Consider the following 16,449-nt stretch of genomic DNA (forward strand, 5'->3'; position numbering starts at 1 on the left):
TCGGGAACATCGGTTTTGTTTTATTTCACGGTCTTGTTATAAGCACCAATTTTCTCTGTAATACTCTTTGCTGCGTTATCCAGCGCTTCTTTGGGAGCTTTTTTGCCAGTCAAAGCCTCTTCGATAGCTGTTTCGACAATTTGACGAGCTTCTGGGAATACACCCATAACCGCACCTTGCGTTGCTGTGTTGGCTTTTGTTTTGTGCAATTGATCGATGGCTGTTTGGAATTGCGGGTATTTCGTAAGATTATCTTTGATAATTTGTTCATCATAGGCTTTTTTCGTAATTGGGAAGTAGCCTGTGTTTACGTTCCACCATGCTTGTGTTTGCGGATTCGTTAGAAATTTAATAAATTCCCATGCGCCTTGTTGCTCAGCTTCCGACTTATTGTTCAAGATGTAAAGACTCGCTCCGCCTACAACTACACCGCCTTCTTTGGCATCCGATGGCTTCGGAAGCGGGCCTGTACCTACTTGGAATTTGCCTTCAGCTCCGCTGACAATACCACGGAGGGATGCTGTGGAATCTAGAGTCATGGCGATTTGGCCAGCTAGGAAAGCTTTTTTCGTATCATCTGTTTTACGTCCAAGATTAGCGGACGTTTTGCTGTCGACCATCTCTTTCCACCAGGTTAGCGTTTTGACACCAGCGTCATTGTTAACCAAGGCTTCTGTTGCAGCAGCGGTACGGCCATTCCCGTTATTAAGGAATTCAACACCTTGGTTAGCGAAGAATTGCTCCATAAACCAGCCATAGATCGCAAAAGAAGAACCGGATTTTCCATCTTTACTTAGTGCTTTAGAAGCATTCGCAATTTCTTCATACGTGGTTGGCGGTTTCTCTGGATCAAGACCGGCAGCTTTGAACATGTCTTTGTTGTAATACAAGATAGGGTTCGACGTATTGAATGGCATGGAATTTAGTTTGCCATCGACTTTATAATAATTCAGAATGTTCTCTTCGAGCTGGGAAAGATCAAATTTATCGGCATCAACAAATTTTTGAACAGGTGTAATGGCTTTAGAATCGATCATAAAGCGGGAGCCGATTTCGTAAACTTGAATGAGGGAGGGGCCGCTTTTGGTATCCATCGATGCTTTCATTTTGTTAATACTCTCATCGTAGGTACCTTGGAATACAGCCTCAACTTGTACATTCTTCTGGGAGCTATTGAAATCTGCCACTAATTTATCGACGGCTTTCCCAAGCTCTCCACTCATCGAGTGCCACCAGATTACTTTAACGGGTTCAGTTGGTTTTTTGACATCCGCCGCTGCCGTACTTGTTGCAGGTTTACTTTCTGTCGTAGTGCCTGAAGTCGTTGTTTCTGCTTTGCCGCATGCACTAGTTAACAGCACCATAATTGCAGTCATAGCAAGGATGGAGCTTCTTGTTTTCAATGATTTCATCGTCTATTTCTCTCCCTTATCTCTAATCTAAAATATATGGAAATCTGCTTCAGCATTGTAGCTGAACAGAGTGGCCATCAGAGGATGGATTAACCTTTCACAGCACCAGCGGTAAGTCCGCGAACGAGCTGTTTTAAACCGAGAATGAGCAATAAGAGGGACGGCAGTAATACGATGGTTACACCTGCCAGAACCAAATTCCATACGGTTAACTCTTCGAATTGCAGCATCGCGATGCCAATTTGCACGGTTCTCATGGCTTCGCTGTTCGTTATGAGCAGTGGCCATAGATACATGTTCCATGCATTTAAAAAGGCATACACAGCTAACGTTGCCAAGGCTGGACGCCCGAGCGGAAGCACAATTCGAAGGAACATGCGAAAATGTCCGCAACCATCGATTCGTGCCGCTTCGAACAGCTCTTTGGGCAGCTGTAAGAAGAATTGCCGCAGAAGGAAGGTTCCGAAGGCCGTAGCCAAGAATGGAACGGTTAGCCCCTGCATGCTATCGAGCCAGTCCCATTTTTTAACCGTCAAATAGTTGGGAATAATGGTGACCTCCCAGGGAATCATCATGGTAGCCATGAAGAGCGCAAAGATGAAGGCTTTACCCATGAACCGAATATTGGTAAAGGCATAAGCGGCCATGCTGGATGTAATCAGCTGTCCCAGGGTAATCACGATAGATACAATGAGACTATTGGTAACAAATTTGGCGATGGGCACAAGCTTGAATACGTCGATGATACTTCCCAGATAAAAGCTGCTTGGCAAGAAGTGAGGGGGATAGGCGGATGCTTCCTCTGGTGTCATCAATGCAGATGAGAATGTATAGAAAATGGGATAAAGAACAAGTGCGGCACAGATGATCAATAGGGTGTAGACGAAGGTATGTTGCAAACGGGTCATCATTGATAGTGCACCTTCTTTTCAAATACTTTAAACTGAATGATTGTGAAAATAAGGATAATGGTAAAGAGGACAAGTGCTTGCGCGCTGCCAGTTCCGAACCGGAAGTTGATAAATGCATCCTGATATAAGGTGTAGACAAGTACATCTGTAGAGTTGACGGGTCCACCTTTGGTCAGAATATGAATTTGTCCGAAGGACTGAAAAGCACCGATGATCGACACGATCGTGACGAAGAATACCGTCGGTGACAATAATGGAAGGACGATTTGCACAAAGGTGCGAATGGGGCCAGATCCATCGATTTTGGCGCTGTCATAGATTTCATCAGGAACTCCTTGTAAACCACTTAACAAGACAATGTAGGTGAAGCCGAGATTCATCCAAACAGTCATCATAGAAACAGAAAGCAGTGCCCATCGCGGGTCAGTCAGCCATGCCACAGGTTCTAGGCCAACTTGTTGAAGTAAATAATTCAACATGCCAACACTCGGGTGAAATAGCATCATCCAGATCACAGCGGAAGTACCTACGGATAGGACAACAGGCAATGAGAATATGAATTGAAAGATTCGCATACCTTTGAGTTGATTATGCGTTAACGCAGCGAGCATCAGCGCAATGATGATCACAGTAGGAACCGTTAGTAGAGTAAACAGGCCAGTAACGCCGAGACTCTGATAAAATCGTTCTGAAGTAAAAATAGCTGTGAAATTATCGAAACCGACATAGGAGGCCACTCGGCCACGAGGATCAGTTTCGTGTAAACTGAGATAGAAGGTTTGTATCAAGGGATAGAACAAGAAGACAGCGAACAACAAGAGTGAGGGAGCTAAGAAAACATAACCAAGGATTGTCTCCGCCCATTTCTGGCTAATTGCTGCCTTGCGCGGATGCGCTGCTTGTACAGTCGTTTTTGATTTTCTTGCATGAGGTAAATCTCTTTCTATTGCATTCATTTCAAGCTCCTCCATGAACATTATTCAACATGTACGCCTCGTTACTAGACTAACGCTTGTTTATTTGACCAATGTCAAATTCAAGTGAAGATTTTGTATATTTTTAGATGAATTTACAAAAACAATAGAATTTCTTACTGGGCAGAATTAGGTGCATTCAACTATAATTTGAGCATATTTAGCTAGTCTATCTGGATAGGAGAGTGAATTTGAACATGCAGCAACCGATCGTAATTGGACATCGCGGAGCATCTGGTGAGGCGCCTGAAAACACATTAGCCGCTTTCGCACTAGCTTTTGAACAAGGTGCTGAAGGGATTGAACTTGATGTACAAATAACAAAAGATGGCGAGATTGTCGTCTGTCATGATTTAACGCTGGATCGGACCACAAACGGATCCGGACTTATTTGTGAGCATAATTGGGAAGAGTTGAATTCCTTAGATGCTGGCATCTGGTTCTCTCAAGCATTCACGGGAGAGAGAATTCCTCATCTGCGTCAAGTATTCGAGCTGGTACCACGGGGACATCTCATCAATGTGGAAGTAAAACACGCTTATGAGGGAAGAATGGTGAAGGCGTTGTTGGCATTTTTGGATGAAATGGATAGATGGGAAGATATCGTGATCTCTTCCTTTGATCACAAGCTGATTCACGAGATCAAACAAGCGCAGCCTAAGGCGAAAGTGGGATTGCTTTATGCAGCCAATTTAATAGACCATGCAGCCTATGCTAAGCAATTGGGGGTAGATGTGTTTTCTTTGCATCCGTATCACCAATGTATTAACAAGGAGGATGTTGTCGCGGCTGAAGCTGCAGGACTGGCTGTTTATCCATATACGGCAAATGATGTTGCGGATTATAAAAGGTTGATTGCTGCTGGTGTTACGGGGATTATTACCGATTATCCAGCGCGATTGCGGAATCTGCTTGGCTAACTTGGTCAGAGGATGAGATATAATGTTGGAATTCCCGAATGTTCTACATTTTTCGTCAAAAGCGGAAGGAGTGTATGCCGAATTTGTCGAATTTACCTACACATTGAATTTTCAGCTAAGAGGTGAACGGGAGTGCCATTCGTACCGACTGATCAAGATACCCTGTATTATGAATTTCATCAAGCGAGCCGCAGCGATCAGCCGGTAGAAACCATAGTTATGATCCACAGTCTGGGAACGAACCTGAGTATTTGGAATTGGACGATACCTTATCTTCAATCCCGCTACGATATTCTTGTTTATGATGTTAAAGGCCATGGCAGAAGCAGGCAGGTGGACGAGGAAGACGTCACATGGCGAATGCTTTGCGACGACTTGGCCGGACTTCTAGCTTATAAACAAATCGATCGGTTTCATCTTGTCGGTCATGGGATGGGCGGTTACATCGGTCTGGAATTCGTTCGCGAATATCCGGCCAAGGTGATATCGCTTAGTCTGCTTTCAGTACCGCTTTATTACCCGGTTAAAGTAATGCCGATTTTATCAGGTGATCGGCAGCAAATTATACGAGAGAGTACCTCGATCATGCCGGTTGCTGAACGCTTGCTGAGCGCCGCTTGCCATCGCGTTACACCGAGCAAACAAGAGTTATTATATGAAGCTTATAGCCAAGTTTCCTTCCATCACTATATTCAAATTAGAGATTTGATTACCGCATATATCTCAGCTCAACAGATTAGAGGTGTCGATGTTCCTGTGCTGTTTTTGGGCGGTGAATACGACAGACTTTTCCCACCGAGTGTGCTCGCGCTAGGGACGATTTTGCTTCAAAACTACCGTTTTTTAGTCGTATCCGACGCTGCAAACGCGGTTCAACTGGATCAGCCGGCAATCGTGGCAAATTGGATTGATGAGCATATCCAGAAAGCAGGCGATTCTCCTGACGTTCGAGTGGTAGACAAGCTGTCCGCACATATGCAGAATCAAATCAAAGATTTCGTGGAACAGGTTCGCCAGCAGCATGAATCGTCCACTGTTTTGGAAGTTGAAGTCATGGGCACATTTCGTGTAACCATCAACCGACAGGTCGTTTTAGGAGAGTGGAATCAGCGATACGCCAAAAGACTGCTCGTCTATTTGCTGTTCCACCCTTCCGTCACGCGAGAGCAGCTATGTGACGCCTTGTGGTCGGAAGCGGAACTGTCCAACGCGAAGAACAGGCTTCGCGTATCGCTCAGCTATTTGAAAAGCTTGCTGGACAAGCATTCGGACGAAGCTAACCCTCTCCTCGTTGCAGACCGAGAGTACATCTATTTACGCGGCAATATCAAGTGTGATTTGCTGGATCTGCTGGGAAAACTGCAAACGACCGTAGACGAACCTGATAGGGAGCGGAAAGCGCTGCTTAGTCGGGAAATTCTCGAAAAAACGGCGTACCCGTTCGCCATGGGTATCTTCGACAATTGGCTACTTGCACATGTTGAGAAGGTGGAACATAAACTGGAGGAGCTTGCTCGCTGGACGGCGGAATACTATCGGCAAAATAATGATTTGCGGCAGTCGGAGAGGTATATGAAATTCGTTGAACGATTTATATAAGGTGTATCCGAACAGAAACAAGACAGCAGCCCTCGATTTCACTTGTGAAATCGGGGTTTTTTCGTTGTGCGAGGCTCTCTTTCCCAGATTAATGATAGCGTAACGGTCGGTTTGATAGAATGTTTGGAGCAAATGGGAGATTAGAAGATTGTTACGGTATGAGGGAGATGGGTTTGAGCATGCAGAGAGCAAGGCGAAATCGGAACAAAGTTGCATATGGTATATTTTTGAAAAGCATTCTGGTGATTGCGATAGTCGTACAGTTGTTTGGCTTTACGGGCAATCAATCGGTGCAAGCGGGGAGTATGTGGTCGAGCCTGGGTACGGGACTTAGCAGCTCATATGTACGCTCGATTGCAGTATCAGGTACAGACGTATATGCAAGTGGAAATTTCAGCACAGCGGGCGGTAATCCGGCAACTAATATAGCGAAATGGAACGGAAGTCAGTGGTCCAACCTTGGTACCGGCCTTAATAGCTATGTCTTTGCGGTAGCCGCATCGGGATCTGATGTATATGCAGGTGGAATTTTTAGCACAGCGGGTGGCAACTCGGCAAATACTATAGCGAAATGGAACGGGAGCAATTGGTCCAGCCTGGGCACGGGTACTAACGGTAGTGTATATGCGATAGCTGTGTCGGGTTCGGATGTATATGTAGCCGGAAATTTCAGTACAGCAGGCGGTATTGTTGCAAATAATATAGCGAAATGGGATGGGACTAGCTGGTCCAGCATGGGCACGGGCTTTAACAATACAGTGTACGCGCTAGTCGTGTCTGGCACGGATGTATACGCAGCTGGAAGTTTCATCACAGCGGGTGGCACGTCGGCAGTTCGCATCTCGAAATGGGACGGGAACAGTTGGTCTAATCTTGGAACTGGCCTGAACGGTGATGCGTACGCGTTAGCTGTATCGGGCACCAATGTATATGTGGGTGGCAATTTCACCACAGCGGGCAGCAGTTCTGCTAATCGTATTGCGAAATGGAACGGGAGCAGTTGGTCTAGCCTTGGAGCGGGTTTTGATAACACAGTTAGTGCAATAACCGTATCGGGAAGCACCGTATATGCAGGTGGAGGATTCGTAACAGCAGGAGGTGGTTCGGCAAATCGCATCGCGAAATGGGATGGCAGCAGCTGGTCGAGCTTGGGTGCGGGTGTTAACAACTCTGTTAATGCAATAACCGTATCGGGCAGCTCCTTATATGTAGGCGGAGCTTTCACTACAGCAGGCGGCAACTCGGCTAACCTTATAGCAAAATGGGGTGATGCTGCTACGATCACTTTTAACAGCAATGGAGGTTCGTCCGTGAGCAGCCAGAGTGTGGCTTACGGGGATATAGCAACTGAGCCGAATCTTCCGCCAACGAAGGTAGGACACACGTTTGCGGGCTGGTATACCGACAGCGGATTGAACACGGCATACGACTTCGCAACACCCATCACAGTGGATTTGACGCTTCATGCGAAGTGGAAGGTCATAACAGCAACACCCGTGATAACCGGTACGGTACGTGCAGGAGATACAAGCGTAACGGGTACGGCGGCAGCAGAAGCGAGTATTATTCTTAGCGTGAACGGAACGCCGGCGACGCCTACAACCGCAACCGGCGGTAACTGGATAGTACCCGGGCTGACGCTTGCCTCGGGCGATACGATTAGCGTAACCGCACAGTCGGCAGGAGAGAGCGTAAGTGCAGCAGCAACAATAACCGTAGCGCCTGTGGCTACAAATATCACAGCCTTTGATGCGATTGGGGATGTTGCAGCAGGGACGGCGGGAGCAGCAAGCTATGGAAATGCAGGTGAAGTAACAGCCGCATTATTAGCAAGTCATGCGACTGTAACTGCAGATGGCGGGACGATCACGGTGCCAGTAACGGGATGGGTAGATACAGACAGCTACAACGCATCCGTAGCGGGTAGCTATACATTTACGGCAACATTGGGAAGTTTGCCGGCTAATACAACAAATACGGATAATTTAACAGCGACTGCGGAAGTTGTCGTAGCGCCTGTGATTACAAACATCACAGCATTTGATGCTATTGGAGATATTTCGGCAGGGACGGCAGGCTCTGCGGCTTATGCCAACGCAGGTGAAGTTTCGGCCGCGTTAGTAGCCAGCCATGCGACTGTAACGGCAAACGGTGGCACGATCACGGTGCCGATCACAGCGTGGGAAGATACAGACAGCTACAACGCATCCGTAGCAGGTAGCTATACATTTACGGCAACGTTGGGAAGTTTGCCGGCCAACATAACAAATACAGGCAACTTAACGGCGACAGTAGAAGTAGTTGTAGCACCTGTGATTACCAACATGTCAGCATTCGATGCGATTGGAGATGTATCAGTAGGGACGGCAGGTGGAGCAACCTACACAAACGCAGTTGAAGTATCGGCAGCGTTGTTAGCAAGCCATACAACAGTAACGGCAGATGGCGGTACGATCACGGTACCGGTAACAGCGTGGGTAGATACGGACAGCTACAACGCATCCGTAGCGGGTAGCTATACATTTACGGCAACATTGGGAAGTTTGCCGGCTAATACAACAAATACGGATAATTTAACAGCGACAGTAGAAGTTGTTGTAGCGCCAGTGATTACCAACATCACAGTATTCGATGCAATTGGGGATGTTTCTGCGGGGACGGCAGGCTCAGCGGATTATGCAAACGCAGTTGAAGTATCGGCAGCGTTGTTAGCAAGTCATGCAACAGTAACGGCAAACGGCGGCATCATCACGGTGACGGTAACCGCATGGGAAGATACGGACAACTACAACGCATCCGTAGCGGGTAGCTATACATTCACGGCAACGATAGGAAGCTTACCAGCAAACACAACCAATACCGATAGCGTAGCAGCGACAGTAGAAGTTGTTGTATCGCCACTCATTACCAACATCACAGCATTTGATGCCATTGGAGACGTAGCAGCAGGGACGGAGGGCTCAGCTGCTTATGCCAACGCAGGTGAAGTAAGAGCTGAGTTGTTAGCAACTCATGCAACAGTAACGGCAAACGGCGGCACGATCACGGTGCCGGTAACCGCATGGGTAGATACAGACAGCTACAACGCTTCCGTAGCAGGCAGCTATACATTTACGGCAACGTTAGGAAGTTTGCCGGCCAACACAACCAATACAGATAATTTAACAGCGACAGTAGAAGTTGTCGTCTCGCCAGTGATTACGAACATCACGGCATTCGATGCTATTGGGGATGTAGCAGCAGGGACGACGGGAGCAGCAATCTATGCGAACGCAGGTGAAGTGACAACCGCGTTGTTAGCAAGCCATGCGACGGTAACCGCAAACGGCGGTACGATCACGGTGCCGGTAGCGGCATGGGTAGATTCAGACAGCTACAACGCATCCGTAGCCGGTAGCTATACATTCACAGCAACGTTAGGAAGTTTGCCGGTTAATACAACTAATACAGGCAACTTAACAGCGACAGTAGAAGTTGTCGTAGAGCCAGTGATTACAAACATCACAGCATTCGATGCCATTGGAGATGTAGCTGCAGGGACGGCGGGTGCAGCAAGTTATGCAAATACTGGTGAAGTAATGGCAGCGTTATTAGCAACCCATGCGACGGTTACGGCAAACGGCGGCACGATTACGGTGCCGGTAACCGCGTGGGTAGATACGGATAGCTATAATCCGGCAGTAGCGGGTAGTTATACATTCACGGTAACGATAGGAAGTTTGCCGGTTAACACAACAAATTCAGGCAACTTAACAGCGACAGTAGAAGTTGTTGTAGCGCCAGTGATTACTAACATCACAGCATTCGATGCCATAGTAGATGTAGCATCTGGGACAGCAGGCGCAACAAGCTATGCAAACGCAGGAGAAGTATCGGCAGCGTTGTTAGCAAGCCATACGACTGTCATGGCAGATGGTGGCACGATCACGGTGCCGGTAACAGCGTGGGTAGATACAGATGGTTACAACGCATCCGTAGCAGGCAGCTATACATTCACAGCAACGTTAGGAAGCTTGCCGGTTAACACAACCAATACGGACAACATAACAGCGACAGTAGAAGTTGTCGTCTCGCCAGTGATTACGAACATCACGGCATTCGATGCTATTGGGGATGTAGCAGCAGGGACGGCGGGAGCAGCAATCTATGCGAACGCAGGTGAAGTGACAACCGCGTTGTTAGCAAGTCATGCGACGGTTACGGCAAACGGCGGCACGATTACGGTGCCGGTAACGGCATGGGTAGATACGGATAGCTACAACGCATCCGTAGCGGGTAGCTATACATTTACGGCAACATTGGGAAGTTTGCCGGTTAACACAACCAATACGGACAACTTAACAGCGACCGTAGAAGTAGTAGTAGTGCCAGTGATTACAAATATCACAGCATTTGATGCTATTGGAGATGTAGCAGCAGGTACGGCAGGCTCAGCCTCCTATGCAAACGCAGGAGAAGTAACTGCTGCGTTGTTAACCAGCCATACGATTTTAACGGCAAACAGCGGTACCATCTCGGTACCGGTAACGGCATGGTTAGATACGGACAACTACAACGCATCCGTAGCGGGTAGCTATACATTCACGGCAACGATAGGAAGCTTACCAGCAAACACAACCAATACCGATAGCGTAGCAGCGACAGTAGAAGTTGTTGTATCGCCACTCATTACCAACATCACAGCATTTGATGCCATTGGAGACGTAGCAGCAGGGACGGCGGGCTCAGTTGCTTATGCCAACGCAGGTGAAGTAAGAGCTGAGTTGTTAGCAACTCATGCAACAGTAACGGCAAACGGCGGCACGATCACGGTGCCGGTAACCGCATGGGTAGATACAGACAGCTACAACGCTTCCGTAGCAGGCAGCTATACATTTACGGCAACGTTAGGAAGTTTGCCTGCCAACACAACCAATACCGACAGCGTAACAGCGACAGTCGAAATTGTTGTATCGCCAGTGATTACCAACATCACAGCATTCGATGCCATTGGAGATGTAGCAGCTGGGACGGCAGGCGCAGCAACCTACGCAAACGCAGGTGAAGCAACGGCTGCGTTATTAGCAAACCATGCGATTGTAACGGCAAATGGCGGCACGATCACGGTGCCAGTAACGGCATGGGTAGATTCAGACAGCTACAACGCATCCGTAGCCGGTAGCTATACATTCACAGCAACGTTAGGAAGTTTGCCGGCTAATACAACTAATACAGGCAACTTAACAGCGACAGTAGAAGTTGTCGTAGAGCCAGTGATTACAAACATCACAGCATTCGATGCCATTGGAGATGTAGCTGCAGGGACGGCGGGTGCAGCAAGTTATGCAAATGCTGGTGAAGTAATGGCAGCGTTATTAGCAACCCATGCGACTGTAACGGCAAACGGCGGTACGATCACGGTGCCAGTGACGGCGTGGGAAGATACAGACAGCTACAACGCATATGTAGCGGGCAGCTATACATTCACGGCAACGTTAGGAAGTTTTCCGGCCAACACAACCAATACAGATAATTTAACAGCGACTGTTGAAGTTGTCGTATCGCCAGTGATTACTAACATCACGGCATTCGATGCTATCGGGGATGTTTCTGCGGGGACGGCAGGCTCAGCAACCTATGCAAATGCAGGGGCGGTATCAGCAGCGTTGTTAGCAACCCAAGCGACTGTAACCGCAAACGGCGGTACGATCACGGTGCCGGTAGCGGCATGGATAGATACGGACAGCTATAACCCGGCAGTTGCAGGCAGTTATACATTTACGGCAACGCTAGGAAGCTTGCCAGCCAACACAACCAATACAGGCAACTTAACAGCGACAGTCGAAGTTGTTGTGTCGCCAGTGATTACCAACATCACAGCATTCGATGCCATTGGAGATGTAGCAGCAGGTACGGCAGGCGCAGCCGCTTATGCCAACGCAGTTGAAGTATCAGCCGCGTTATTAGCAAGTCATGCAACAGTAACGGCAAACGGCGGCACGATCACGGTGCCGGTAACAACATGGGTAGATACGGACAGCTACAACGCATCCGTTGCGGGTAGCTATACATTCACGGCAACACTGGGAAGTTTGCCGGCCAACACAACCAATACGGACAACCTAACAGCAACCGTAGAAGTTGTCGTAGTAGATCCACCGCTTCCTCCAACGGGAGGAGGAGGAAGCGAAAGTTCAACAACACCAATAATTGACAACCCAGTAACCTCAACAGATGGTACATTAACTCTTCCTGTTGGTAAAAGAGGTATTGTTAGCTTGGAAGATGAGGCAATTGTCTCGATTCCGGCAGATGCCACAGACAGAGAGCTGAAACTAACAATAGCCAAAGTGTTAGATACGAAGCCTTTTCTAACGAATAAAAATGGTTTAGTCAGCCCAATTTTTGAGATTTTGAAAAACTTCTCGGAGAACTTTAATAAACCTGTCACACTAACTTTTGTTTTCGATAAGGCAAAATTGAGTAACGAACAAATTGTAACTGTAAACTATTTTGACGAAGCGAAGAAGGAATGGGTGGAAGTTCCTGGCGGTAAGATCAACGGAAATAACATTTCCGTAGAAGTTAATCACTTCACGAAATACGGTGTATTCGTTGTCGGCCAATCGACAACAGTGCCAACTCCAACCATGAACTTAAGCGATATTACTGGACATTGGGCAGAAGCAAACATCAAACAAGCGCTAAGCAGTGGAATCGTCGACGGTTATCCGGGAGGAACGTTTGCGCCGGATCAGTCTGTAACGCGTGCAGAATTTGCCGTGATGCTGATGAATACGTTGAAAATGCAAGGTGAAGGAGCAGCACTTACTTTCACAGATACAGCGAAGATTGGAGCTTGGGCGAAGAAAGCAGTTGCGCAAGCCGTACAATCAGGAATTATTCAAGGCTATGAGGATGGTAATTTCCGTCCGGACGTAGAAATTATGCGAACTGAAATGGCAGTGATGACTGCGATAGCGATGGGTCAGTCTATACCGGCCAACAGCACAACCGGCTTCGCCGATGACAAGAATATTCCGGCATGGGCGAAATCAAGTGTTGCTTACATGAAACAAACAGACGTTATGCAAGGGAAAGCTAACCTCCAATTCGCCCCTCGAGACCACGCAACAAGAGCAGAGGCCGTAACGGTACTGTTGAATATGCTAGCGCAAAAGAGTAAGTGAAATGCCGAATTTGACATAGTTTGAAAATAAGAGAACCGATGCCCTCGTATTTTGGAGAGCATCGGTTTTCTTTCGTTTCGTTTTATTTTGTTTTTAGATTTTCTCACACGAGGTCACAATCATTTTAACTGTTCGTATTACCAAAATATGACTTAAATATGACTTTACTCACCTGTTTTAATCACAATGAAAAGCTATAATAAATCCGATCGAGCATACATGGAATTGTCAACTTTAGGATATTTACTGTTAAAAAATTCCAAGTAAAATGTAAGAGTGAGTAATAAGCATGTAAGCATTAAAGCTGGTGATAGGGGAGAAGTGAGAATGTCCAAGTTAACTGAGTTTTCAATGAAAAATGTGGCAGCGATTTTCATCGTCATGCTGCTGTTGGTCGTAGGAGGAACTTATTCTACTACCACACTAAAGGTAGAAAGTATGCCTGATATTACATTTCCGGTTGTCATTATTAGCACGACTTATGTAGCACCCCCGAAGGACGTCCTTGATGAAATTACGAAGCCATTAGAGAAGGCTGTTGCGGGGTTGGATGGACTCAAAACCCTAAGCTCCGGATCACAGGACAATTACTCACAGATTATCCTGGAGTTGGACCAAGATAAGAAGCCGGAAGATGTTAAGAAAGATGTAGAGAGCTTGATATCTAACGTGAAGCTGCCTCAAGGCTCTGAGAAACCCAAAGTGTTAACAGCAGGTTTTGCTTCTGACCCTGTCTATTATTTGGCGGTTTACGGTGAGGCAGGAATGAACCAAACCGAGCTGGATAAAGCCTACAAAGATACAATTCTTCCCGGTTTTAATGGGCTCAAGGGAATTGACCATGTCGACTCTGTAGGCAATCAGGATGCTGTTCTTACTATTAAGCTTGATGCGCCTGCGATAAATAATTATGGTCTAACACCATCCGAAGTTTCTAGTTTAATCAAAGCTTCATTGGTATCTAGCCCAGCAGGTACGGTAGATTTCAATGGAAACACACAGATGGTTCGAGTCAAAGGTGAACTAGATACAATTTATAACTTAGATAACTTGAAAATCACCACGAAAACAGGCGATACATTGCTTCTCAAACAAATTGCCAAAGTTGAAGCGATCAGCGAGTCCAAGTTCATTGCAAGACTAGATGAACTTCCAGCCATTGGCGTGCTGCTTTACAAAACGAAAGCTGCGAATGCGGTAGAATTTGCAGATAGTGCTGACAAACTAATGACTGACTGGAGCCAAACGCTGCCTGGCGTAAAGTTCCATAAAATTTATAATTCTGCCAATGACATTAAAGATTCTATCCACGGGATGGTCCAAGAAGGTGGATTAGGTGCCATACTTGCTTCATTAATGATCTTGCTTTTCCTACGCAATGCACGTATGACAATCATCGTACTCGTTTCGATTCCTCTCTCCATCCTTGTTACGTTACTATTTATGGGTCCTCTAGGCATTTCCCTTAACATCATGACATTAGGTGGGATGGCCATTGCAGTCGGGCGAGTCGTGGATGACAGTATAGTCGTTATTGAGAATATCTATAGTCAGCTGCAAAAAGCGCAAGATCGTAATGAATCTGTTATTAAATTAGCAACGAAACAAGTTTCCAGCGCAATTACCTCCTCTACCATTACAACAGTTGGTGTATTTGGTCCCATTGGATTCGTAAGTGGGGTCGTTGGTGAAGTATTCCGTCCTTTTGCTATAACACTTGTCGTAGCCCTAATGTCATCATTAATTGTTGCACTAACGGTAATTCCAATGTTAGCGAAGATTATGGTGCTTAAAAGCAAGAAGCTTGCAAGTCATGATGACAATCACGTCGGCCCAATGGGTGTGAAATATAGGAAAGCACTCATATGGTCCTTGAATAACCGAATCAAAACGTTATTTATGGCTGGGGTTGCCCTTATAATCTCGATTTTCATTACAGTACCTAATTTAGCAGTAGCTTTTATGCCGGATAGTGAAGCAGTCAAACAAGGTGTAATTGAGATTAAAATGCCGCGAGAAACATCCATTGAAATGATGAATGAGAAGTCCAAAGAACTTGAAAAAGAACTAAAATTACACACAGATGAAGCTGGCAAACCTGCATTCAAGTACATTGAATCTCTTGTTGGATATAACCAAAGCAGTGATCGATTTGCTTATCGAGCAATGATGTTCTTCGAGCTAACAGCTGAAACCAATGCGACTGAGGGTGTCAAAACGTATAAGGAAGACATGTTGAAACTGATGCCAGATGGATCAGATGTGAATATTACACTGTTTACAGGAGGACCTCCTACCGCAACAGGAGCTGACTTCTCATATTCCCTTAAAGGGGATGACCAGCTTTACCTGAAGCAAGCTTCCCAGTTGGTCAAAGATAAAATGAAGGAATTCCCTGAGCTGAATGACATTAAAGACAGCTTGAGTGATTCCAAAACGGAAGTCGAGATTGTCGTAAATCAAAACAAAGCACGATTGTATGGTCTCTCAAGTGCTCAAATTTTGCAAGCAGTCAACGCCTGGATAGCAGAAGAGAAGTTAGGTGATTTGAAATTTAATAACATCACTTACGCCACGAAGGTTATGTTGAATCCTATGTACAAAAACTCCGTGGATAAATTGGGTACTTTCTTAATCAAGACGCCTACTGGCCAAACCATACAGTTAAATGAAGTAGCTCGTGTTGAACAGATTGAGGCACCAAACAGCATTAGTCGTGAAGATCAAGAACAAATCGTGAGTGTAAGAGCCAAAATTGATGCCACGGATAAAGGTGGCGTCAGCAAGAAAATTACGGAAGAACTGGCCAAGTTAGAACTACCTTCTGGCGTCACTCGTGAAGTGAAAGGTGTATCAGACGATATTCAAAAAAGTTTCATGCAAATGTTTATGGCTATTATAGCTTCCATCTTCATTGTGTACATGGTTATGGTTATTGCCTTTGGTAACGCTAGAGCGCCGCTTGCCATTCTGTTTTCACTGCCGCTAGCAGCTATTGGGGGACTCTTAGGGCTACTAATAACCGGCGAATCGATCAACGTAACGTCACTCATCGGCTTCCTCATGCTAATTGGTATCGTTGTAACCAATGCGATTGTACTCGTAGACCGCGTACAGCAGCTGAGAGAGCAAGATTATTCGATTCGTGACGCGCTCATAGAAGCCGGAATTACGAGATTAAGACCTATTATTATGACGGCAGGTGCAACGATACTTGCACTGATGCCTTTAGGACTTGGATTATCCAAAGGAACGATCATTTCCAAAGGTTTGGCCGTTGTCGTTATTGGCGGTCTTACGACTTCGACTCTACTAACGCTCGTAATCGTGCCAATTATTTATGAGATCCTATTTAAGAAAAGAGAAGGCGGCTTCTTCAAGAGAAAAGGAAAGCCGAATGCCATTCAATCAGAGCAAGTAGCATCTGCACGTTAATCATCTATATCGGGGAAAAGGGGAAAATG

7 protein-coding genes are annotated in these 16,449 nt (G+C 46.3%); 4 read left to right on the top strand and 3 right to left on the bottom strand.

Annotated features, from left to right (window positions below; genetic code table 11):
- Positions 1-20: 20 nt before the first annotated feature.
- The 3 genes from ACSQ8O_RS12710 to ACSQ8O_RS12720 all read right to left on the bottom strand — a co-directional run bounded on the left by ACSQ8O_RS12710 (position 21) and on the right by ACSQ8O_RS12720 (position 3,279).
- Entirely contained in the window at positions 21-1,412 is a 1,392-nt protein-coding gene (locus ACSQ8O_RS12710) for an ABC transporter substrate-binding protein (RefSeq protein ID WP_436241848.1), read from the bottom strand.
- A gap of 89 nt (positions 1,413-1,501) precedes the next feature.
- Positions 1,502-2,323: a carbohydrate ABC transporter permease gene (locus ACSQ8O_RS12715; RefSeq protein WP_056616099.1), complete on the bottom strand. Its 822-nt coding sequence runs from the start codon at positions 2,321-2,323 to the stop codon at positions 1,502-1,504.
- Positions 2,320-3,279, bottom strand: coding sequence for a carbohydrate ABC transporter permease (locus ACSQ8O_RS12720; RefSeq protein ID WP_056616096.1), 960 nt, complete (start codon positions 3,277-3,279; stop codon positions 2,320-2,322). The genes ACSQ8O_RS12715 and ACSQ8O_RS12720 overlap by 4 nt, the downstream gene beginning before the upstream one ends.
- 215 nt (positions 3,280-3,494) lie before the next feature.
- Here ACSQ8O_RS12720 and ACSQ8O_RS12725 point away from each other — a divergent pair, with 215 nt between their 5' ends.
- The 4 genes from ACSQ8O_RS12725 (at position 3,495) to ACSQ8O_RS12740 (ending at position 16,420) form a co-directional block, all read left to right on the top strand.
- Positions 3,495-4,217: a glycerophosphodiester phosphodiesterase gene (locus ACSQ8O_RS12725; RefSeq protein WP_436241849.1), complete on the top strand. Its 723-nt coding sequence runs from the start codon at positions 3,495-3,497 to the stop codon at positions 4,215-4,217.
- A gap of 132 nt (positions 4,218-4,349) precedes the next feature.
- Entirely contained in the window at positions 4,350-5,816 is a 1,467-nt protein-coding gene (locus ACSQ8O_RS12730; protein WP_436241850.1) for an alpha/beta fold hydrolase, read from the top strand.
- Positions 5,817-6,043: 227 nt separating this feature from the next.
- Complete coding sequence (locus ACSQ8O_RS12735; protein WP_436241851.1) at positions 6,044-12,985, top strand: S-layer homology domain-containing protein; 6,942 nt, start codon at positions 6,044-6,046, stop codon at positions 12,983-12,985.
- 327 nt (positions 12,986-13,312) lie between these two features.
- Positions 13,313-16,420 (top strand): efflux RND transporter permease subunit, encoded by a 3,108-nt coding sequence (locus tag ACSQ8O_RS12740; protein ID WP_436241852.1) that lies wholly within the window; start codon positions 13,313-13,315, stop codon positions 16,418-16,420.
- Positions 16,421-16,449: the final 29 nt, after the last annotated feature.

The organism is Paenibacillus sp. LjRoot56 (genome assembly GCF_964253335.1).
Taxonomy (GTDB): Bacteria; Bacillota; Bacilli; order Paenibacillales; family NBRC-103111; genus Paenibacillus_E; species Paenibacillus_E allorhizoplanae.

What these genes read in the sequence shown, in the direction of transcription:
- ACSQ8O_RS12710 (WP_436241848.1), bottom strand. Translation starts at nt 1,412, where the DNA reads ATGAAATCATTGAAAACAAGAAGCTCCATCCTTGCTATGACTGCAATT.
- ACSQ8O_RS12715 (WP_056616099.1), bottom strand. Translation starts at nt 2,323, where the DNA reads ATGATGACCCGTTTGCAACATACCTTCGTCTACACCCTATTGATCATC.
- ACSQ8O_RS12720 (WP_056616096.1), bottom strand. Translation starts at nt 3,279, where the DNA reads ATGAATGCAATAGAAAGAGATTTACCTCATGCAAGAAAATCAAAAACG.
- ACSQ8O_RS12725 (WP_436241849.1), top strand. Translation starts at nt 3,495, where the DNA reads ATGCAGCAACCGATCGTAATTGGACATCGCGGAGCATCTGGTGAGGCG.
- ACSQ8O_RS12740 (WP_436241852.1), top strand. Translation starts at nt 13,313, where the DNA reads ATGTCCAAGTTAACTGAGTTTTCAATGAAAAATGTGGCAGCGATTTTC.